This is a genomic window from Undibacterium sp. (assembly GCF_030683615.1).
GTDB classification, from domain to species: domain Bacteria; phylum Pseudomonadota; class Gammaproteobacteria; order Burkholderiales; family Burkholderiaceae_D; genus Undibacterium; species Undibacterium umbellatum.
In genome coordinates this window covers 91,952-111,742 of sequence record NZ_JAUXQE010000033.1, presented here as the reverse complement: position 1 = coordinate 111,742, position 19,791 = coordinate 91,952, and the positions used below count along the sequence as shown (strand labels likewise).

The 19,791-nt window shown below is 49.5% G+C and carries 18 protein-coding genes; 17 read left to right on the top strand and 1 reads right to left on the bottom strand.

Annotated elements, in window-relative coordinates; genetic code table 11:
- Positions 1 to 7: 7 nt before the first annotated feature.
- The 7 genes from gspN to Q8K39_RS16855 all read left to right on the top strand — a co-directional run bounded on the left by gspN (position 8) and on the right by Q8K39_RS16855 (position 8,393).
- On the top strand, positions 8 to 787 hold the full coding sequence (gene gspN / locus Q8K39_RS16885; RefSeq protein WP_305261978.1) for a type II secretion system protein N: 780 nt from the start codon (positions 8 to 10) through the stop codon (positions 785 to 787).
- The gene (gene gspD / locus Q8K39_RS16880; protein ID WP_305261976.1) at positions 784 to 2,952 is read left to right on the top strand and encodes a type II secretion system secretin GspD; all 2,169 of its coding nucleotides are present in this window, start codon (positions 784 to 786) and stop codon (positions 2,950 to 2,952) included. The genes gspN and gspD overlap by 4 nt, the downstream gene beginning before the upstream one ends.
- 3 nt (positions 2,953 to 2,955) lie before the next feature.
- A complete protein-coding gene (gene gspE / locus Q8K39_RS16875; RefSeq protein WP_305261974.1) occupies positions 2,956 to 4,386 on the top strand; it encodes a type II secretion system ATPase GspE in 1,431 nt (476 codons plus the stop codon).
- Positions 4,387 to 4,390: 4 nt separating this feature from the next.
- A complete protein-coding gene (gspF, locus tag Q8K39_RS16870) occupies positions 4,391 to 5,611 on the top strand; it encodes a type II secretion system inner membrane protein GspF (protein ID WP_186954632.1) in 1,221 nt (406 codons plus the stop codon).
- A gap of 11 nt (positions 5,612 to 5,622) precedes the next feature.
- Positions 5,623 to 6,219 carry a type II secretion system protein N gene (locus Q8K39_RS16865; RefSeq protein ID WP_305261971.1) on the top strand — a complete coding sequence of 199 codons (597 nt, stop codon included), beginning with the start codon at positions 5,623 to 5,625 and terminating at the stop codon, positions 6,217 to 6,219.
- Positions 6,220 to 6,410: 191 nt separating this feature from the next.
- On the top strand, positions 6,411 to 7,043 hold the full coding sequence (locus Q8K39_RS16860; protein WP_370868630.1) for a uracil-DNA glycosylase: 633 nt from the start codon (positions 6,411 to 6,413) through the stop codon (positions 7,041 to 7,043).
- Positions 7,044 to 7,142: 99 nt separating this feature from the next.
- Positions 7,143 to 8,393: an HD-GYP domain-containing protein gene (locus Q8K39_RS16855; RefSeq protein WP_305261967.1), complete on the top strand. Its 1,251-nt coding sequence runs from the start codon at positions 7,143 to 7,145 to the stop codon at positions 8,391 to 8,393.
- A gap of 68 nt (positions 8,394 to 8,461) precedes the next feature.
- Here the strand turns inward: Q8K39_RS16855 and Q8K39_RS16850 are convergent, their stop codons facing one another.
- Positions 8,462 to 9,442: an NADPH:quinone oxidoreductase family protein gene (locus Q8K39_RS16850; protein ID WP_305261965.1), complete on the bottom strand. Its 981-nt coding sequence runs from the start codon at positions 9,440 to 9,442 to the stop codon at positions 8,462 to 8,464.
- A 105-nt stretch (positions 9,443 to 9,547) separates the two neighbouring features.
- On the opposite strand from Q8K39_RS16850, the gene surE reads away from it, so the two are divergent.
- From surE to ispG, 10 genes are all read left to right on the top strand, one after another.
- Positions 9,548 to 10,285: a 5'/3'-nucleotidase SurE gene (surE, locus tag Q8K39_RS16845; RefSeq protein WP_305261963.1), complete on the top strand. Its 738-nt coding sequence runs from the start codon at positions 9,548 to 9,550 to the stop codon at positions 10,283 to 10,285.
- Positions 10,282 to 11,145, top strand: a complete 864-nt coding sequence (locus tag Q8K39_RS16840) for a protein-L-isoaspartate(D-aspartate) O-methyltransferase (protein WP_305261961.1) — start codon at positions 10,282 to 10,284, stop codon at positions 11,143 to 11,145. The genes surE and Q8K39_RS16840 overlap by 4 nt, the downstream gene beginning before the upstream one ends.
- 44 nt (positions 11,146 to 11,189) lie before the next feature.
- A complete protein-coding gene (locus Q8K39_RS16835) occupies positions 11,190 to 12,128 on the top strand; it encodes a peptidoglycan DD-metalloendopeptidase family protein (protein ID WP_305261959.1) in 939 nt (312 codons plus the stop codon).
- A 209-nt stretch (positions 12,129 to 12,337) separates the two neighbouring features.
- The gene (gene rpoS / locus Q8K39_RS16830) at positions 12,338 to 13,351 is read left to right on the top strand and encodes an RNA polymerase sigma factor RpoS (RefSeq protein WP_186954719.1); all 1,014 of its coding nucleotides are present in this window, start codon (positions 12,338 to 12,340) and stop codon (positions 13,349 to 13,351) included.
- 118 nt (positions 13,352 to 13,469) lie between these two features.
- Entirely contained in the window at positions 13,470 to 14,804 is a 1,335-nt protein-coding gene (gene rlmD, locus Q8K39_RS16825; protein WP_305261957.1) for a 23S rRNA (uracil(1939)-C(5))-methyltransferase RlmD, read from the top strand.
- Positions 14,805 to 15,028: 224 nt separating this feature from the next.
- Positions 15,029 to 15,454 (top strand): nucleoside-diphosphate kinase, encoded by a 426-nt coding sequence (gene ndk / locus Q8K39_RS16820; RefSeq protein WP_110253161.1) that lies wholly within the window; start codon positions 15,029 to 15,031, stop codon positions 15,452 to 15,454.
- An 86-nt stretch (positions 15,455 to 15,540) separates the two neighbouring features.
- Positions 15,541 to 16,701: a 23S rRNA (adenine(2503)-C(2))-methyltransferase RlmN gene (rlmN, locus tag Q8K39_RS16815; protein ID WP_110254185.1), complete on the top strand. Its 1,161-nt coding sequence runs from the start codon at positions 15,541 to 15,543 to the stop codon at positions 16,699 to 16,701.
- The gene (gene pilW / locus Q8K39_RS16810) at positions 16,698 to 17,504 is read left to right on the top strand and encodes a type IV pilus biogenesis/stability protein PilW (RefSeq protein WP_305261955.1); all 807 of its coding nucleotides are present in this window, start codon (positions 16,698 to 16,700) and stop codon (positions 17,502 to 17,504) included. Before rlmN ends, pilW begins: the two co-directional genes overlap by 4 nt.
- A complete protein-coding gene (locus Q8K39_RS16805) occupies positions 17,497 to 18,510 on the top strand; it encodes a RodZ domain-containing protein (RefSeq protein WP_305261953.1) in 1,014 nt (337 codons plus the stop codon). The genes pilW and Q8K39_RS16805 overlap by 8 nt, the downstream gene beginning before the upstream one ends.
- Before the next feature lie 2 nt (positions 18,511 to 18,512).
- On the top strand, positions 18,513 to 19,790 hold the full coding sequence (ispG, locus tag Q8K39_RS16800) for a flavodoxin-dependent (E)-4-hydroxy-3-methylbut-2-enyl-diphosphate synthase (RefSeq protein ID WP_305261951.1): 1,278 nt from the start codon (positions 18,513 to 18,515) through the stop codon (positions 19,788 to 19,790).
- The last annotated feature ends 1 nt before the right edge of the window (position 19,791 follow it).

Here is a 19,791-nt window from a genome sequence, read left to right as displayed (position 1 = left end):
TCGAACGATGTTAATTTCAAAACGTCTGACATGGATTTTTGCTGCGATCTTGAGCGTTATCGTCACTGTGGTCATGTTTTTACCTGCCAGTTGGTTGGGTTTGGTGGTGGAGAAACAAAGCCAGGGCAGATTGAGCCTGGGTGATGTGCAAGGCAGTTTTTGGCAGGGGTCGGCATTTATTGGTGTGGCTGCTGGCAAGACTGGCCCGGTGACGCCCTTGTTTCCCGGGCGTTTTCAATGGCGAATTTCACCCATGCTGATGCTGGGGCAAATCAAGGCAGAATTGGAGAATCCCGCGGCCTTATCTGCACCTGTCAAGATTGCCGGAAACTTCAGTCAGTGGCAAGTCAGTCCATCGGTGTTGCTATTGCCGCCAGAGCGTCTGGAAGGGTTGGGAGCGCCATTGAATACTATAGGACCGACAGGCTCGTTGCATTTGTCCTGGAATGAGTTGCTTTTTTCGCGCAAGAATGCGCAACTGAGTATGACTGGGCATATGCAACTGGAAATGGCAGAAATGGCTTCGCGCCTGTCACCGATCAAGCCTTTGGGAAGTTACCAGATGGCTTTTGATTTGCGTGGAACAGATGCAGACATGCAGTTGTTAACGATGAAAGGCCCGATGATGCTGGCAGGAAGTGGAAAAATGACGAATGGTCGTTTCCAGTTTTCAGGCAAGGCATGGGCAGAAGCAGGACAAGAAGCAAGGCTGGCAAATTTATTGAATTTGCTTGGGCAGCGTCGTAATGACGGTGAAAAAGATGTAATTGCGTTAGAGTTCAAATGAAAACATTTCCATTAAAGCACAGGGTCGCCATGACAAGAAATTCGCTACGCCAACCTATCCAGCAATTGTCTGCATTGACTGGTGCAGCACTATTGACTGCGGGCTTTCTATTGGCACCCATGGCCATGGCTCAGGATCCGTCGAAGAATACGGTAGACATCAACCTGGTGGGTGCAGATATAGAATCGGCCATCAAGGCGATAGGTCACTATACGGGTGTGACTTTCATCATCGACCCCAGAGTCAAGGGGCAGATCAATCTGGTGTCAGAGACGCCGCTGACAAAGGATCAGGCTTTTAAATTGCTGACTTCCACTTTGCGGCTGCAAGGCTTTTCTGTTGTGACTGCAGATGGTTATTCCAAGGTAGTGCCAGAGTCAGATGCCAAGCTACAACCTGGTCCGACTCAAAATGCGGGATCTGCCAGATCGGAATCAGCCAAGGGTGACCAGGTCATCACGCAGATTTATAAATTGAATTATGAGTCTTCTGCGAATATTGTGACCATCTTGCGTCCCCTTATTTCACCCAATAATACGATTAATGGCAACCCCGGCAATAACACCGTGGTGATCACCGATTACGCCGATAACATCAAGCGTCTGAACAAGATCATCGCGGCACTGGATGTGCCAGCCACGACCGATATGGATGTCATCCTGGTCAAACATGCAATCGCTTCCGATATCACTGCCATGGTTTCCAAAGTGATCGATGCAGGCGCTAGTGGTGCTGATCCTACCAAGCCTGTATTGTTGGCTGACCCCCGTTCAAATGCCATACTGGTGCGTGCATCTTCAGTTGCCAAAGCAAACCAGATCAAGTCTCTGATTGCCAAACTCGATCAGCCAACATCGCAGCCTGGCAATGTGCATGTGGTTTATTTGAAGAACGCCGAGGCTGAGAAGCTGGCGCAAACCTTGCGGTCCATCGTTACGGGCGATACATCTTCCTCACGTGGTTCCAGCAGCAATATTTCTAATGCTGGCAGTGCTGCCAATGGTACGAACAGTCCGGTAGCTGCAAACACGTCTGGAGGCACACAGAGCAGCATGCCTTCGTTCAGCAATAGCAGCACTGGCAATAGTTCTGGCGGCGGTGGTGCTGCTGGTTACATCCAGTCTGATGCGGCCACGAATACGCTCATTATCACTGCCAGCGAACCCGTCTATCGCAATCTTCGTGCAGTGATTGAACAGCTTGATGCGCGCCGTGCCCAGGTCTATGTAGAGGCACTGATCGTGGAGATGAGTGCCGATAAGTCAAACGAACTGGGTGTGCAATGGATGGGTTTGTCAGGTGACAGCACCAGTAATTACCGCATAGGTGGCGGCACTTCATTCTCTACCAAGGGAAATAATTTGCTTAATCTAGCCGCTGGCAATGCCGCCACGGCAGGTTCTGTACTGCCAGGCGCTGGCTTGTCACTGGGTATTTTCAAACAGATCAATGGGCAATTGGGGCTAGGTGCGTTAGCACGGGTGTTGCAGACAGATGGCAATGCCAATGTCTTGTCGATACCAAATATAGTCACCCTGGATAATGAAGAGGCAAACATCATTGTTGGTAAAAATGTGCCTTTGATTACTGGTCAATTCACAACCGGCTCTGGTGGCTCGGCAGGTGTCAATCCGTTCCAGACCATAGAACGCAAACAGGTAGGTTTAAAGCTGAAGATCAAGCCGCAAATTTCTGAAGGTGGAACAGTCAAACTGGCTATTTATCAGGAAGTATCAAGTGTGGATGATACAACCAATGTCGCAGGTATTATTACCAAGGAGCGTTCCATCACGACTAATGTACTGGTGGATGACGGCCAGATTATTGCCTTGGGTGGCTTGATTGAAGATAGTACAACTGATGGCGGCGAAAAAGTCACTGGCCTGGGTGATTTGCCAATTATCGGCAACCTGTTCAAGTACCAGACCAGCAAGCGTTCCAAGACCAATCTGATGGTGTTTTTGCGTCCCACAGTGATACGCAATGCTGAACAAAGCAATAATATTTCCGTAGATCGCTATGATTACATGCGCACGCAGATAGTGCCCTCTAAAGATGGCGCTACTGATAATTTGCTGCCATATTCGGAAAAAGGAAGACTGTTGACCACCCCCCTGGTAATCTCGCCAGAAAAGGCAGCAACCTCAGGCAAGGAAGGCAAATAAGCCATGCTTGATCATCGTTTATTGCCTTATGGTTTTGCCAGAGATTTCTCTGTGCTGGCGGTGAGGGATAATGCCGTTGTCAATGGCGTTGTTGAAATCCAGATTTCGAAGATGACACCATCAGCAGCGATATCTGAAGTCGGGCGCAAGTTTGGTAAAGTCAAACTACAGATGCTGCCACATGCTGAATTGGCAGAGGCAATTGCCAAGGCCTACGCTGGTTCTGGTGGAGATGCAGCCGATGTAGTGGGTGAGGTGGAGTCTGATCTTGATCTGGCCAAGCTCATGCTGGATATGCCCGCTATTGAGGACTTGCTTGAATCAGCTGATGATGCACCCGTGATACGCATGATCAATGCACTGCTCACACAGGCATTGCGCGATGGCGCGTCGGACATCCATATTGAACCGTTTGAACAGATTTCTGTAGTACGCTTTCGCGTTGATGGTGCTTTGCGCGATGTCGTGCGTCCCAAGAAAGCCATACACGCATCCCTGATCTCGCGTATCAAAATCATGGCGCAACTGGATATCGCAGAGAAACGCTTGCCACAAGATGGACGTATTACCTTGCGCATAGGTGGCAAGCCCGTTGATGTGCGGGTCTCGACTTTACCAACAGGGCACGGCGAGCGCGCTGTGCTGCGCTTGCTTGATAAGGAAGCGGGGCGTTTGGACCTGGGGCATTTGGGTATGAGTACCGATGTGCTGACTCAATTCGACAAGTTGATTGCGCAACCGCACGGCATCGTGCTGGTGACGGGTCCAACGGGTTCTGGCAAGACCACGACCTTGTATGCGGCCCTGTCGCGGGTAAATGCCGGTACCACCAATATTTTGACAGTAGAAGATCCTATTGAATACGAGCTGGCTGGCGTTGGTCAGACGCAGGTCAATGCAAAAATAGAAATGACCTTCGCCAAAGCCTTGCGCGCAATTTTGCGGCAGGATCCTGATGTCATCATGATAGGTGAGATACGTGATCTGGAAACAGCGCAAATTGCAGTGCAGGCCTCACTGACAGGCCATCTGGTACTGGCGACGCTGCATACCAATGACTCTGCCGCAGCAGTTACACGCTTGCTGGATATGGGTATAGAACCCTTTCTGTTGTCTTCATCATTGCTGGGTGTCGTGGCGCAGCGGCTGGTACGTAAACTCTGTATTCACTGCCGTGTTGAAAAAGAAGGTACATGGCATGCAGTCGGTTGTGAACATTGTGGTCATACCGGTTATCAGGGACGTGTAGGTGTCTATGAGTTATTGCAAACTACCGATGCCATCCGTGCCCAGATACATCATGAGGCAGCCGAAGCAGAAATACGTATTGCGGCACAGGCAGACGGCATGAAAACCATGCGTGAAGACGGTCAGCGCTGGCTGAAAACTGGTGTGACTACACCAGAAGAGTTACTGCGCGTGACGAAGGAATAGAGGCATGCCAGCATTTCGATATGAGGCGGTTGATATTGCAGGTCATACCAGCAAAGGTGTGTTGAATGCAGACAGTGCCAGGTCGGCACGCAGTGATTTGCGTGCTCAGGGACTGGTGCCGGTCAGCGTTGAGTCTATCGCCAACCAGATGGATGCGGGTGGTAAGCGCAAGGCAGTCTTTTTTGGCGATCGTTTGTCAACAGTGGAAATCGCCTTATTTACACGACAGCTATCGAGCCTGCTGGAAGCGGGCCTTCCTCTGGAACAATCCTTGTCAGCCTTGCTGGAGCAGGCGGAGCGAACTTATGTACGCGACCTGGTTGGGTCAATACGTTCAGAAGTCATGGCCGGTAACTCACTATCTGATGCGCTGAAGCAACACCCCAACGACTTTGCTGACATTTATTGTGCGCTGGTGTCGTCGGGCGAGCATATCGGTCATTTGTCGCGTGTTTTGTCGCGGCTGGCAGATTACATAGAAAGACGTAATGCGCTGGTGCAAAAAGTCAGGCTGGCGTTTACCTATCCGGCGATTGTGACCGTGGTGGCTTTTGCGATTGTGATTTTCCTGCTGACTTACGTGGTGCCGCAAATAGTTTCCGTGTTTGCCAACACCAAGCAGAAATTGCCTTTCCTGACATTGGTGATGCTTGCTATCTCTGACTTTGTGCGAGCCTATGGCTGGATTGTGGCTTTGCTAGCAGTTGCTGCTTTTTCTCTGTGGCGGCTGGCGTTGCGTAATCCTGACTTTAAGATGCGTTGGCACCGGTGGCTGTTGAGTGCGCCCTTGTATGGCAAATTTGAACGTAGCCTGAATACAGCCAGGTTTGCCAGTACTCTGGCGATTACCACAGGATCTGGCGTACCCATCTTGCAGGCATTGCAAACCAGTCGCGAAACTCTCTCGAACGTTGCCATGCGCGCCCAGGTGGAAGAAGCAACGGCCAGCGTCAGGGAGGGTGTCAGTCTGGCGCGTGCCTTGTCAGCTCACAAGCATTTCCCTCCCATGTTAATACACATGATACGCGCAGGTGAGGTAACAGGTGAACTGCCTGCCATGCTGGAACGTGCCTCAAATACGCAAGAGCAGGATCTTGAGCGAAGGGCTCTCACCATGGCTGGTTTGCTGGAGCCTGTATTGATATTGACCATGGGCATCGTCGTCTTGCTCATCGTATTGGCTGTGTTGATGCCTATTATAGAAATAAATCAGTTGGTACGCTAAAAAGGATAAAAATGAAACGCTTACCTGTCCTTGTGACTTTTCTCATGTTTGTCGCACTTTGTGCGTCCCTGAGCTATTGGGGTTTGCGGCTGTTCAAGCCACAGGCCAGGGCAGTCGCTGCTGTTTTTCAGCAAGGCAGTTATGAGCCTGGAGCCGGGCAGTGGGGTGGCATATTTGGCGCCAGCCAGGTCATGCAAGCCAGTGCAACTAACTACCAGTTAAAAGGTATCGTCCTGGCGAAAAGAACTGAACAGAGTCTTGCTATCATCAGTGCCAATGGCAAGCCAGCATTGGCAGTTGCAATGAATAAGGAAGTTGCACCCGGTGTGATCCTGAAGGAAGTGCATGATCAATATGTCATGGTGTCCGAATCGGGTGCCATGCGCCGGGTAGATTTGCCACAGTTGCCCGAGTTGAGTCGTGGATCAGTGCAAATCCCGTCTTTGAATCCATCAGGTACGGTGCCGCCACAAGTCTCACCTGTTGCTTTTCCACCACCAAAACGTAATGATATTCCTGGTGGTCCTGTGAGTAGCCCAGCGCCGCCAATGGTGACCCCGGGTATGCCAACGGCTTCGCTGCCAGCAACCATGCCGGGTGGTCAGTAAAGATGGCGTGGCAAAACGATAGTCCTGAAGATGTGCTTCTCTCAATTGACAGGGCGCATCCGTCATGGCGACCTGTCTTGAAGGCTGGATTGCAACAAGTGCACGCAGCCAATCCGAGTTATTTTTCAGGCTTAAAGAACTCTGTCTGCCTGCCAAATCAAGCTAGATTATTTGCTGCATTTTCCATGCCCATGGATGAAGTGCGTTACATCTTGATGGGTGAGGGACCTTACCCCCGTTCTGAAAGCGCAACGGGTTACTGTTTTATGGATGGTGCGGTAAAAAGTTTGTGGTCGGAAGAAGAAGGTGGTGGCTTGTCAAAAAAAGTAAACCGCGCGACCTCTCTACGCAATTTCATGAAAATGCTACTGGTTGCGTCCGGCCATTTGCAGGAGGAAGCAACAGCTGGGCAGGCTATGGTTGCAGTTGCCAATCAGGCCCGCCAGCCAGGCAGTGGTTTCATACAGACTTTGGATGAATTGCAACAAAATCTGGCTGCTCAGGGATTTTTGCTGCTGAATGCCAGCCTGATTTTTCGTGAAGATACAGCCCCAGCAAAAGACGCCAAAGCATGGCAGCCATTTTTGCAAACAGTGTTATCTGCGTTATATCATCACCAGCTCGCACACATGAAGTCCCCTGCCGTGTTAGTCTTGTGGGGGAAAATAGCTGAACAAATACGGCCGCTGCCTGAAACTAAGCCGTATGAACAAATTTGTGCAGAGCATCCTTATAATTTAAGTTTCATTGCTAATCGTGTTATGCAGGGTTTATTTCGCCCAATGGAACTTTTGAAAAAATTGCCTGATAGAAAAATTTTGTAAGATACTGCTTTAAATTCTGGCTTGCTGAGCAGCTTTGTAGAATAATTGTCTGGCAGATCTCTCAGATCTGTTCACCTTATTCATAACCACATCCTGCCTATGTTGAAGAAAATTGAAATTACTCAGCTGAGGGTTGGCATGTATGTACAGGAGCTGTGTAGTTCGTGGATAGACACACCTTTCTGGCAAAAGTCTTTCATGTTGTCAGAAGCGGAAGAATTAAAGAAGATTCAAGCAACCCGTATTCGCCATGCCTGGATTGATGTCAGCAAGGGCCTGGATGTATTAGGTGAGCCTGATGTAAAACTTCAAGCTAAACCAGATCCTGAGCCTGTACCCGAGCCAGTTCCCGAAACTGTACCAGCACCTGCACCACGTCAAATTGCAGCTGTTTCCATGGATGATGAGCTGGGGCGTGCCTCTGCCATTGTCAGTAAATCCAAGCAGGCAGTGTTCTCCATGTTTAATGAAGCGCGCATGGGCAAGGCGGTTGATGTTGACAATGCGCAATCTATGGTGGAAGAAATTGCCGACTCCGTGATGCGCAATCCGGGTGCGTTAATCGGCCTGGCCAGATTGAAGACCAAGGATGACTACACCTATATGCATTCGGTCGCCGTATGCGCACTGATGGTGGCCTTGGCAAAGCAGCTAGGTTTGTCTGAGGAAGAAGCGAGAGAGGCCGGTCTGGCAGGATTGTTGCATGACATAGGTAAGATGATGGTGGCTGCCGACATCTTGAACAAGCCTGGCAAACTTACCGATGCTGAATTCGTCTCTGTCAAGGAGCATCCAGCTGCGGGCTATAAATTACTGAAAGATGCTAAGGGCATTAGTGCCGTTGCCCTTGATGTTTGCCTGCACCACCACGAAAAAATCGATGGTTCTGGTTACCCAAATCGTTTGAAGGGGGATGAAATCAGTTTGTATGCCCGCATGGGTGCAGTTTGTGACGTGTATGATGCCATAACTTCTGATCGTCCCTACAAGCAAGGCTGGTGTCCGGCAGAATCATTGCGCAAGATGGCAGAATGGAGTAAGGGGCATTTCGATGAAAAAATATTCCAGGCTTTTGTCAAAAGTATAGGTATTTTCCCTGTCGGTACCCTGGTCAGGCTGGAGTCTGGTCGTTTGGCTGTCGTGGTTGAGCAACAAGTGGGCAAGTCCCTGTTGCTTCCTAAAGTCAGAGTGTTTTTTTCTGTTAAATCCATGGCGTATGTTGCGCCTGAGCTCATCGATTTATCCAGGGCAGGCATGAATGACAAGATAGCTACACGTGAAGATGCAGCCAAATGGGGTATCAAGGATATTAACCGCTATTGGCTAGGTGAAGCAGCAAACAATCGCTAGCTGCTTCCCTGGCTTTGTTGTTAAGTATGACGCCCGCACAATTACGAGGTGTATGGCTATATGGAAAGTTACTTCTCGGGTTGTATGACGATTTTGCCCGTGACTTTGCGTGCTGCCAAATCATTAAGCGCTGTTGGCGTGTCTTTAAGCGCATACCGGCCAGAGATGTGCGGCGTGATTTTACCTTCATGCAGCCAGCCCATCAGTTCACGCATGGCAGCCAGGTTGGCTTTGGGCTCACGCTTGGCAAATTCACCCCAGAATACCCCAACCAGAGAAGCACCTTTGAGCAGAGTCAGGTTCAATGGCAGCTTAGGTATTTCACCATTGGCAAAGCCCACGACCAGATAACGACCCCGCCAGCCTATTGAGCGGAAGGCTGGCTCTGCATATATCCCACCCACAGGGTCGTAAATAACGTCCGGCCCTTTGCCATCTGTTGCGGCCTTGATGGCTTCACGCAAATCCTGATTGCTGTAATTGATGGTGGCATCGGCACCATGTTGTTTGCAAACTTCCAGCTTTTCATCAGTAGAGGCAGCTGCAATCACGCGTGCGCCCAGGGCTTTGCCAATTTCTATGGCTGCCAGGCCTACACCGCCCGCAGCGCCCAGCACCAGCATGGTTTCGCCAGCTTTTAATTGAGCGCGATCGACAACTGCATGGTGGGATGTGCCGTAAGTCAGGGTGATCGCTGCTGCAACATCAAAGTCCATGCCCGGTGGCATCGGCATGACGGCATTGGCAGGAGCAACTACTTGTTGTGCAAATGCACCATTGCCAATAAAAGCAATCACCTTGTCGCCGACTTTGACATGGCTGACATCTTCACCAACCGCGTACACGATTCCGGATAATTCACTGCCGGGGGTAAATGGTAATTCAGGCTTGAACTGGTATTTGTTTTGTATGATCAACACATCCGGGAAGTTGACGCCAGCCGCCTTGACATTGATGGCAACCTGGCCGAGGGCTGGTACCAGATCTGGTAAGTCTACTATCGCCAAAGTGTCTGGCAATCCCCACTCCTTGCAAACAACAGCTTTCATCTTGATGTCTCCATAAAATAGTACGACCGTTTGATTTTGTGATTATGCCGTAAAAATCTGTTCTCTGTAGAAATTTATATTTCAGCATCAGGTAGAATACAAAACATGAAAATTCTGATCAGTAATGATGATGGCTATCTGGCTCCAGGAATCGTGGCGCTGGCTGAGGCCATGGCGTCGATTGCCGAAATAACTGTGGTGGCACCTGATAGCAATCGCTCAGGCGCATCGAATGCTTTGACGCTGGACCGGCCTTTGAGTGTGCAGCGTGCCAGCAACGGGTTTTACTTTGTCAATGGTACACCTTCTGACTGTGTGCATATTGCCCTGACAGCCATCATGAAAGAGAAGCCTGATCTTATCGTCTCCGGCATCAATCAAGGGCAAAACATGGGCGACGATACCTTGTATTCCGGTACTGTTGCTGCTGCGACCGAGGGATATTTGTTTGGCATACCAGCAATTGCTTTTTCTCAAACTGAAAAGGGCTGGGCGCATCTCGATGCGGCAGCGCATGTCGCACTGGAAATGGTCAAGCGAGGTTTTCCTGAGCTTGTCAGGCCTTTTTTGCTGAATGTAAATATTCCAAATTTGCCGTTTGATCAAATTCTGGGAGTGCGCAAGTCGCGTCTGGGCAAGCGCCATACTTCCGAGCCTGTGATACACATGATAGACCCGCATGGCAGGGATATCTACTGGATAGGCCCTCCAGGGGCTGCAAGAGATGCCGGTTCCGGTACGGATTTTGATGCAACCACCAGGCATTTTGTGTCAGTGACCCCCCTACAGGTAGATTTGACCAATACCCGGCAATTGGCTGACTTGGATATGGATTTTGCATGACGGCCAAAGACAAACGTTTTCCTTTATCTTTGTCTTCTGTGGTCAATCAAAAAGACAAAACAAGTAACGGTACCAACAGGCCTACTGCCATGCCACAAACAGCGATGCGCAATGCAGCCCATCACATGAATGGTGTTGCTGCGGCGAAGCTGGCCAAGTCGCAAGAGTTGCATCTGCCTCAAGGCGCTGTTTCAGGTAGTTTGTCGCCATCCTTGTTGTCCGGTCCATTGGTTTCAGAAGGAGTAAGACGGGCGATGGTGGCACGTGTGGCGCAACAAGGTGTCAAGGACACCACTGTGCTGGCTGCCTTGCAGGCGGTGCCCCGGCATCTTTTTCTGGAGTCTGGCATGGCCAGCCAGGCGTATGTTGATGTCTCTCTTCCTATTGGGCATCATCAAACCATTTCGCAGCCATATATCGTTGCCCGCATGCTTGAGATTATGCGTAATGGTGGCAAACTTGAACGCGTACTTGAAATCGGTACTGGTTGTGGTTATCAGGCGGCCGTGCTTTCTGTCATTGCAAAAGAAGTCTATTCAATTGAGCGTATCAAGGCTTTGCATGAACTGGCAAAAAATAATCTGCGCCCTATGCGTATCGCTAATATCAGGCTGCATTATGGAGATGGTATGCTAGGTTTGCCTGATCAGGCACCGTTTGACGGTATCATACTGGCTGCAGCAGGAATGGAAGTGCCGCAAGCCTTGCTGAAACAATTGCGGGTGGGAGGCAGACTGGTTGCTCCGGTCGGTGGACGCAGCCAGGTTCTGCAACTCATTGAGCGGGTATCGACCTATGATTGGAATAGTTCAGTGCTGGAACATTGCCATTTTGTTCCTTTGCATTCTGGCGTAATTTAAGTTTATTCTCAAAGACAATGAACTTGATGGATTAAAAAAAAGAAATGAAGAAAATACAGCACATATTACAAACTGGTTTTGCAGTAACCGTACTGGCAGGCTTGACAGCCTGTAGCACCAACTTGCCGAACAGGGCGCCAGTAGTGGAGCGTGGGGTCGAGTCCCGGCCGGTTGAAACTGTTACCACCGAAGTGGCCAAGCCAGTTATCAAAGCAGCAGACAGTATACGTGGCACTTATGTCGTCAAGCGAGGTGATGGTTTGTACAGGATCGCGCTTGACCATGGTCAGAGCTATAGCGATCTGGTGGCTTGGAATGATTTAAAAAATCCGAATGACATCAAAGTGGGGCAGGTATTGCGTGTCGCTCCTCCGGATGGCAGTCAACCAGCACAAACTTCGAGTATTGCCTCCAATGCTGGGATAGAGGTTAGGCCATTGGCAGTCAACCCTGCAACCAACAAAACTTTGCCGCGTGGCGACAAACGCCCGTTTTCTGACGCCAATCTTGCTGAGTTGCAAAAGGGTGATGTTGTAGTAGCGGCCGCCGTGCCAGCCAGTAAAACAGAAACTATCACTCCAGTTAAAGTAGTAGAGTCGGCACCGACAGAATCTGAGACGGTTGAATGGATGTGGCCAGTAGACGGTAAAGTCCTCGCAACATTTGACGATGTTAAGAATAAAGGCTTCGACATCGGCGGCAAGTTGGGGCAGGATATATTGGCGGCAGGATCTGGCAAGGTCATGTATGCCGGTAGCGGCATCCGTGGATATGGTAATCTTGTTATCATTAAACACACCAGTAATTTGTTGTCTGCTTACGCGCATAACAAGGCCATTTTGGTAAAAGAAGGGCAGTCGATTAGCAAGGGGCAAAAAATTGCTGAGATGGGAAATTCGGATAGTGATACAGTGAAACTGCATTTTGAAATCAGGGTGCAGGGTAAGCCAGTTGATCCTGCCAGATATTTGCCTGCGCGCTAAGTATATTGACAGTGTGCAATGCGGTGTCGGTTCTGGTTTGTGCTGAAGGTTTGAGGGTAAGAGTAGTGTTGGTGAATTGATATTGGCGTTTTCAAAAACAATTTGTTCAGACTGAAATAAATACCGGACTCGTGAACTAAGCTCAGACTATGCAAAACACTTTAAGCACATATAAGCTGGAAAGCTCTTCCATCAGCGATGAGTCGGATATGTCTGCGGATGCGTCAGGTGAAGATGTGCACTCATCTTCTGATATTGGAGATGCGGCAGACTTGGCTGATGAAGCCAATGATCTGGCTCAGGAGGGGCAGGACGAGCAGGGTGAGGACCCGGCAGCACTTGTTGTTGCCCCCATAGATGAGTTAAAAAATGTATTGGCGGCAGAATTGTCCACCGATACCACTCAGTATTATCTGAACCAGATAGGTACGCGGCCCTTATTTGCTTTGGCTGAAGAACTACATTACGCCACATTGGCCAAGCAGGGTAATTTTGAAGCCAGACAAAAGATGATAGAACACAACCTGCGGTTGGTTGTGTCGATTGCCAAACACTATATTAATCGCGGCGTTGCCTTGCTTGATATGATAGAAGAGGGCAATCTCGGCTTGATGCATGCGATAGATAAATTCGAACCCGAACGCGGCTTCCGTTTTTCAACTTACGCAACCTGGTGGATACGCCAGAGTATAGAGCGCGCTATCATGAATCAGGCTAGGACCATACGCTTGCCGGTGCATATGGTGCGTGAATTGAATCAGATTTTAAGAGCCAAGTACCATCTTGAATCGCAAAGGCGTGATGGCAGGGATGCTGCGCTGGAAGATATTGCCTTGCTGGTCGACAGGCCAGTGGATGAGGTGCAGGATATTCTGACCTTGTCCGAGCACGCAACTTCGCTCGATACGCCACTGGATAATGATCCTCAATCCAGTCTCATGGATATGTTGCCTGGTGACAGCGACGATGCGCCTGACATACGCGCGGAGCAGCATGAAATGACCATCCTGGTCAGGGATTGGTTGTCAAAGTTGCCTGACAAGCAACGTATTGTTATAGTTCGCCGTTTTGGTCTCGATAATGATGATCCGGCAACCTTGGAAACCCTGGCAGATGAAATGGGGATAACCCGTGAGCGTGTGCGTCAGATACAGCAGGAGGCGCTGATCAAACTCAAGCGTTCGTTCGCTTCACGTGGCGTAGGGCGTGATTCTGTGCTTTAAGGCATATTCGCTCGTCAATTCGCATATTTCTTGGGTTGCGCATCCGCGCATCTCTTATAATTCCGTCTTTTAAATCTCAATTCCTATCGGCGCGATATGTCTCGCGCCGCCAATTTCCATGAATACAATAGAAATTCGCTCTTTAGATATGGACGCGCGTGGCGTCGGTAATTTGCAAAATGAAGATGGCACTGCAGGCAAGGTGGTCTTTGTCGATGGCGCGCTGCCGGGTGAATTGGTGGAATTCAGTACCTACAAAAAAAAGGCAAGTTGGGAGGCTGCGACCATGATGAGCCTGGTGCGCGAGTCTTCACAAAGGGTGGAGCCTAAGTGTGAATTTTTTGGCACCTGCGGCGGTTGCTCCATGCAGCACTTGGATGCCAGTGCCCAAGTGGCCATGAAGCAGCGTGTGCTGGAAGATAACCTCTGGCACATCAGTAAGGTCAAGTCCGAAATCATGCTGCGCCCCATCATCGGGCCGACCTGGGGTTATCGCTACCGTGCCCGCCTGTCAGTGCGTCACGTCATTAAAAAAGGCACAGTACTGGTCGGTTTCCATGAGAAAAAATCGCGTTATGTCGCGAATATGGAAACCTGTGAAATTTTGCCAGCACATGTCTCCGCCATGCTCATGCCCTTGCGAGGTCTGGTTGCATCTTTGTCTATCGTTGAGGCTTTGCCGCAGATCGAGTTGGCTATAGGTGAAGGTGTGACTGCCATGGTCTTGCGCATTATGGCGCCATTGACCGAGGATGATGAAATTAAATTGAAGGCATTTGCAGATCAGTATCAGGTCCAGTGGTGGTTGCAAACCAAGGGGCCGGAGACTGCCACGCCTTACTATCCTGCGACCAGTGAATTGCATTATCTATTGCCAGAATTTGGCGTAAAAATGCCTTTCAAGCCCACTGATTTTACCCAAGTAAATCATCATATTAACCGCGTACTGGTGGCGCGTGCCTTACGTATGCTGGATGTGCAAAAAGATGAGCGTATTGCTGATCTGTTCTGCGGTCTGGGTAACTTCACTCTGCCTATCGCCACACTTGCGAAAGAAGTGGTAGGTATAGAGGGTAGTGATGCCCTGACTGAGCGAGCACTGGAAAATGCCAAACATAATGGACTGGCTGATAAAATTTCATTTAGTACGCGCAATTTGTTTGAGATAACTGCGCAAGACTTCGTGAAGTTGGGTAAATTTGACCGCTTTTTGATCGATCCGCCACGTGACGGTGCCATGGCTGTGTGTCAGGCGTTGATTGATTTGGGTGAAATTGCACCTGATTTAAAACCCAAGCGTTTGGTCTATGTCTCATGCAGTCCGTCAACTCTGGCAAGGGATGCAGGCATGCTGATCAACCAGGCTGGTTACCGCCTTAGTAGTGCCGGCGTCATCAATATGTTTCCACATACGTCTCATGTGGAATCCATGGCAGTTTTTGATCTGATCTAGATTTTTTGCAGTGGCAAATCGAGCGTCATTGCTGGCAATTGGCAGTGGATTTGCCTTAATGCAATGAAATCCTTGTTTCAGATATTAAAAGCGCAATTGCTTCAGTCTGCGATCAATTGTATTTCTTGAAAGACATATCTGGGATGGTGGTTTCGTGGTAAAATCTAAGGTTAGATGAATTCTCGAAATTTTTCTTAACCCTTTCTTTTTATTGGAGTTTTTAGATGGCTATCGAACGTACATTGTCTATTATTAAGCCTGACGCAGTTGCAAAAAACGTCATCGGTCAAATTTACAGCCGCTTTGAAGGCGCTGGCCTGAAAGTAGTTGCTGCCCGTATGGCGCAGTTGTCCCGTGCTGAAGCTGAAGGCTTCTATGCTGTTCATAGTGCGCGTCCTTTCTTCAAGGATCTGGTTGACTTCATGATTTCCGGTCCTGTAATGATCCAGGTTCTGGAAGGTGAGGGCGCAATTTTGAAAAACCGTGACCTGATGGGCGCGACAGATCCTAAGAAGGCAGACGCTGGTACTATCCGCGCTGATTTCGCTGACTCTATCGATGCTAACGCTGTTCACGGTTCTGATGCTCCAGAAACAGCTGCTGTGGAAATCGCTTACTACTTCCCAGCGTTGAACGTTTATTCCCGTTAATTCAGACTTTGTCTGCATGTAACAGAATAAAGAATTAAGATATGCACCTCATACAGTCTGGTGCTGTATGAGGTGCGAAAGAGAAGATCATGACGGTACTCACAAATTTATTGGATCTGGATCCAGCGCAGCTCGTCGCATATTGCGGTGACTTGGGTGAGAAGCCGTTTCGTGCCAAGCAATTGCAACGCTGGATACATCAGTTTGGTGCTAGTTCGTTTGATGAAATGACAGACCTCGCGAAATCCCTGCGCGAGAAGCTCGCAACGCGAGCGATGATTGCCGCTCCCGCCGTGATCAGTGACCATACTTCTACAGATGGCACCAGAAAGTGGCTGGTTGATGTCGGCCAGGGTAATGCGGTAGAAACTGTATTTATCCCTGAAGAAAATCGCGGTACCCTTTGTATTTCTACTCAGGCTGGCTGTGCAGTGAATTGCCGCTTTTGTTCTACCGGCAAGCAGGGCTTTAACCGCAACCTGAGTGTGGGCGAAATTATAGGCCAGCTCTGGATGGCGGAATTTGAATTGCGCAAGACCAAAGGTATTGCTCCTGGCCCCAAGGGTGAGCGTCAGATCACCAACGTGGTCATGATGGGTATGGGGGAGCCTTTGCTGAATTTTGAACCAACCGTGACCGCTTTGCGTCTCATGCTTGATGACAATGCCTATGGTTTGTCGCGCCGTCGTGTGACGCTGTCTACCAGTGGTGTTGTCCCCATGATAGACAAGCTGTCGCAGGAGTGTCCTGTGGCGTTGGCAGTATCTCTGCATGCATCGAATGATGCTTTGCGAGACAGCCTGATCCCACTGAACAAGAAGCACCCACTGAAAGAGTTGATGGCGGCTTGCAAGCGCTATCTGGAATTTGCGCCTCGCGACTTTGTCACGTTTGAATATTGCATGCTGGATGGCGTCAATGACACTGATGCCCATGCGCGGGAATTGATAGAGCTGGTGCGGGACGTGCCGTGCAAGTTTAATTTGATTCCTTTTAATCCCTTCCCTGAATCTGGTCTGAAACGCTCAGCCAATCCGCGTATCAAGGCCTTTGCTCAGATTTTGCTGGATGCTGGCTTGGTGACAACCACGCGTAAAACTCGTGGTGATGATATAGATGCCGCCTGTGGGCAATTGGCAGGGGAAGTGCAGGACAGAACGCGTGTGCAAGAACGCATGCAAAAGATGGCGGAATATCAAAAGAAGTTTGGTGAAAATTTTGGCAAGATCGTGGAGATCACTCAGTGAAAATTTCTCAAATGCGTCAATACTTTTTGCGGGGTATGCTGCTGGCATTGGCATTAACCCTTTCCGCCTGTGCAAACAAGCGTCTGGAAGGTGAGCGGCAAGAGGAAAATGTTTCTGTCGAAAAGCAAGAAGCTCAAAAACGTGCTGCCATACGCATGCAGTTGGCGATAGGTTATTACCAGCAGGGGCAGCAAAAAGTAGCTCTGGAAGAAATTCGCCAGGCATTGCTAATTTCTTCTGATCTGGTTGATGCTTACAGTTTACGTGCGCTGATTTTTATGGATATGGGTGAAAAGCAATTGGCTGAAGATAATTTTCTCCATGCTTTAAAGCTCGCGCCGGGCAATAATGACATAGGAAATAACTATGGGCGTTTCTTGTGTTTGAATGGGCGTGAAAGTCAGGGACTAGTTTACCTGGATAAGGCAATCAAAGATCCCAACTACGTCACGCCAGGTAAAGCACTGAATAATGCTGGCCTGTGTAGTTTGCGCATGAAGGATTCGATGGGTGCTGAACGTTACTTCATGCAAGGTTTGCGTGAGGAGCCTGCCAATCCTGCAATTAATGCCAACCTCGCAAAGATCCTCTATGAGCGCGGTGAGTATAAGCAAGCGCAGTTTTACATGAGTCGCGTATTGAAGTTTGATGTGTTGGCTGCTGATGTTTTATGGTTGGCAATCAAAATTGAAAGGAAGTTGGGGGATGAGGCTGCTGTGAGTAATTTGGGTACCCAATTACGCCGCCGTCACCCTAACTCTAAAGAATTGTCTCAGTATCAACGTGGAGTTTTTGATGAGTGAAGCGGGAGCGAATTTACCTGTTGAACCCTTGCCTTCGGAGATGTCTGAGCACAAGACGGTATTGTGTGTTGTGCAGACTGCTGGTTCACAATTATCTGCTGCACGTAGTCAAATGGGGCTGAGTTTGCAGCAGGTTGCTGATCAGCTCAAACTATCTCAGCGTCAAATCAGCGCGCTGGAGAATAATCAGTTTGATGATTTGCCAAAAATGGTGATCGTGCGTGGTTTTGTGCGGTCGTATGCAAAACTCCTTAAGCTAGACCCTGCACCTATCATTAGTTGTTTGCCTGCAGAGGTGGGCTTGTCAGGGTTGGTGACAGATATGCGCCCAACTTTGGCCACGCCTTTTATGGAGTCGCGCACACCATTTCTTGGGCGGCAAGACAGCAATAACCGCAAATATCTTATTGGTGCAGGTTTGTTGGCAGCATGTGCTCTGATTTTCCTGGTAGTGCAAAAACTGGAGCAGAGCGACTATTTTAAAAATCTTCTGACTTCGCAAACTTCGGGAAAGTCAGTGGAAGTAGCGTCAGAAAAAATGCTTGAGAATGCAGAGCCGACACAAGTTAACACTGTCGTTGTAAAACCAGTTGCACCAGTGCTGCCTACTGTAGTGGCGACGGTCAATGATTTTAAGCCAGAGGCGCGTGATCAGGTCGCTAGTCAGTCTCAAGTGACGGAGAATGAGCAATCGGCTTCCAATGCAGTCATTGCTCCGCAAACTGTTGTGCCTCTGGTTCCATCGGTAACTCCGGTTGCGGATTCTGCTAATAACCAGTTGAAGTTGAAATTCAGGCAGGATTCCTGGATACAGGTCAAGCGTGAAAACGGCAGTATTGTGACCTCTCATTTGGCGAAGGCGGGTACTGAAGAAGTATTTGACATGAAAGAAGCCTTGCAATTGAGGATAGGTAATGCTGGTGGCGTGGATGGCTGGTTGCGCGGTAAGTCCATGGAAATAGCGCCCGGCAAGGATAGTAATGTCATTAATATGAATGTGAAGTAAAGATGACGGATTTTTTATCGGAAATCGGTTCTGGTCCCAAGCTGAGACGCGCATCCCGTTCTGCCAAGGTGGTATATGGCACCCGTGAAGTTCTTGTGGGTGGTGGTGCTCCTGTTGTCGTGCAATCCATGACGAACACCGATACTGCAGACGTGATTGGTACGGCAATACAGATCAAGGAACTGGCGAGAGCCGGTTCCGAGCTGGTGCGCATCACTGTCAATAATGCGGAAGCGGCGGCGGCTGTGCCAGCAATACGTGAGCAGCTGGACAGAATGGGCATAGAAGTGCCGCTGGTAGGTGATTTTCACTACAACGGCCATACACTGTTAAATGATTTTCCAGATTGCGCCAGGGCGTTATCCAAGTACAGAATTAATCCGGGTAATGTAGGGCAGGGCGCAAAACGTGATACTCAGTTTGCCCAAATGATAGAAATGGCCTGTCGCTACGATAAGCCGGTACGCATAGGTGTTAACTGGGGGAGTCTGGATCAGGCGTTGCTGGCACGCATCATGGATGATAATGCCAGGCGTCCGACTCCCTGGAGTGTGCAGGCGGTCATGTATCAGGCTCTGATCACCTCTGCCATTGAGAGTGCGCAAAAAGCCGAAGAACTGGGTCTGGCAGGTGACAAAATTATATTGTCTTGCAAAGTATCTGGCGTACAAGATTTGATCGCGGTTTACCGCGAACTGGCAGCGCGTTGCGATTATCCCTTGCATCTTGGTTTGACCGAAGCAGGTATGGGTAGTAAGGGCATTGTTGCCTCGACAGCGGCATTGTCCGTGCTGATGCAGGAAGGCATAGGCGACACCATACGCATATCCCTGACGCCAGAGCCAGGCGGTGATCGCTGCAAAGAGGTCATCGTTGGGCAGGAAATTTTGCAAACCATGGGCTTGCGAAAGTTCACTCCTATGGTGATCGCCTGCCCGGGCTGTGGCAGAACAACCTCAACGGTATTCCAGGAGCTGGCAGACGATATCCAGAGCTTCTTGCGCAATCAGATGCCAGTCTGGAAAAGCCAATACCCAGGCGTTGAGAATATGAACGTCGCCGTCATGGGCTGCATCGTCAATGGTCCTGGTGAATCCAAGCATGCCAATATTGGTATCAGTTTACCCGGAACGGGAGAGTCACCCGCTGCCCCGGTCTTTATTGATGGCGCCAAGGCGCTTACCTTGCGTGGCGATCGTATCGCAGAAGAGTTTCAGGACATCGTGCTGGAATATGTCAAGAGTCACTATGCACCAGTGCATGGCGTAATAAATAATTAAA

What these genes read in the sequence shown, in the direction of transcription:
- gspN (WP_305261978.1), top strand. Translation starts at nt 8, where the DNA reads ATGTTAATTTCAAAACGTCTGACATGGATTTTTGCTGCGATCTTGAGC.
- gspD (WP_305261976.1), top strand. Translation starts at nt 784, where the DNA reads ATGAAAACATTTCCATTAAAGCACAGGGTCGCCATGACAAGAAATTCG.
- gspE (WP_305261974.1), top strand. Translation starts at nt 2,956, where the DNA reads ATGCTTGATCATCGTTTATTGCCTTATGGTTTTGCCAGAGATTTCTCT.
- gspF (WP_186954632.1), top strand. Translation starts at nt 4,391, where the DNA reads ATGCCAGCATTTCGATATGAGGCGGTTGATATTGCAGGTCATACCAGC.
- Q8K39_RS16865 (WP_305261971.1), top strand. Translation starts at nt 5,623, where the DNA reads ATGAAACGCTTACCTGTCCTTGTGACTTTTCTCATGTTTGTCGCACTT.
- Q8K39_RS16860 (WP_370868630.1), top strand. Translation starts at nt 6,411, where the DNA reads ATGGATGAAGTGCGTTACATCTTGATGGGTGAGGGACCTTACCCCCGT.
- Q8K39_RS16855 (WP_305261967.1), top strand. Translation starts at nt 7,143, where the DNA reads ATGTTGAAGAAAATTGAAATTACTCAGCTGAGGGTTGGCATGTATGTA.
- Q8K39_RS16850 (WP_305261965.1), bottom strand. Translation starts at nt 9,442, where the DNA reads ATGAAAGCTGTTGTTTGCAAGGAGTGGGGATTGCCAGACACTTTGGCG.
- surE (WP_305261963.1), top strand. Translation starts at nt 9,548, where the DNA reads ATGAAAATTCTGATCAGTAATGATGATGGCTATCTGGCTCCAGGAATC.
- Q8K39_RS16840 (WP_305261961.1), top strand. Translation starts at nt 10,282, where the DNA reads ATGACGGCCAAAGACAAACGTTTTCCTTTATCTTTGTCTTCTGTGGTC.
- Q8K39_RS16835 (WP_305261959.1), top strand. Translation starts at nt 11,190, where the DNA reads ATGAAGAAAATACAGCACATATTACAAACTGGTTTTGCAGTAACCGTA.
- rpoS (WP_186954719.1), top strand. Translation starts at nt 12,338, where the DNA reads ATGTCTGCGGATGCGTCAGGTGAAGATGTGCACTCATCTTCTGATATT.
- rlmD (WP_305261957.1), top strand. Translation starts at nt 13,470, where the DNA reads ATGAATACAATAGAAATTCGCTCTTTAGATATGGACGCGCGTGGCGTC.
- ndk (WP_110253161.1), top strand. Translation starts at nt 15,029, where the DNA reads ATGGCTATCGAACGTACATTGTCTATTATTAAGCCTGACGCAGTTGCA.
- Q8K39_RS16805 (WP_305261953.1), top strand. Translation starts at nt 17,497, where the DNA reads ATGAGTGAAGCGGGAGCGAATTTACCTGTTGAACCCTTGCCTTCGGAG.
- ispG (WP_305261951.1), top strand. Translation starts at nt 18,513, where the DNA reads ATGACGGATTTTTTATCGGAAATCGGTTCTGGTCCCAAGCTGAGACGC.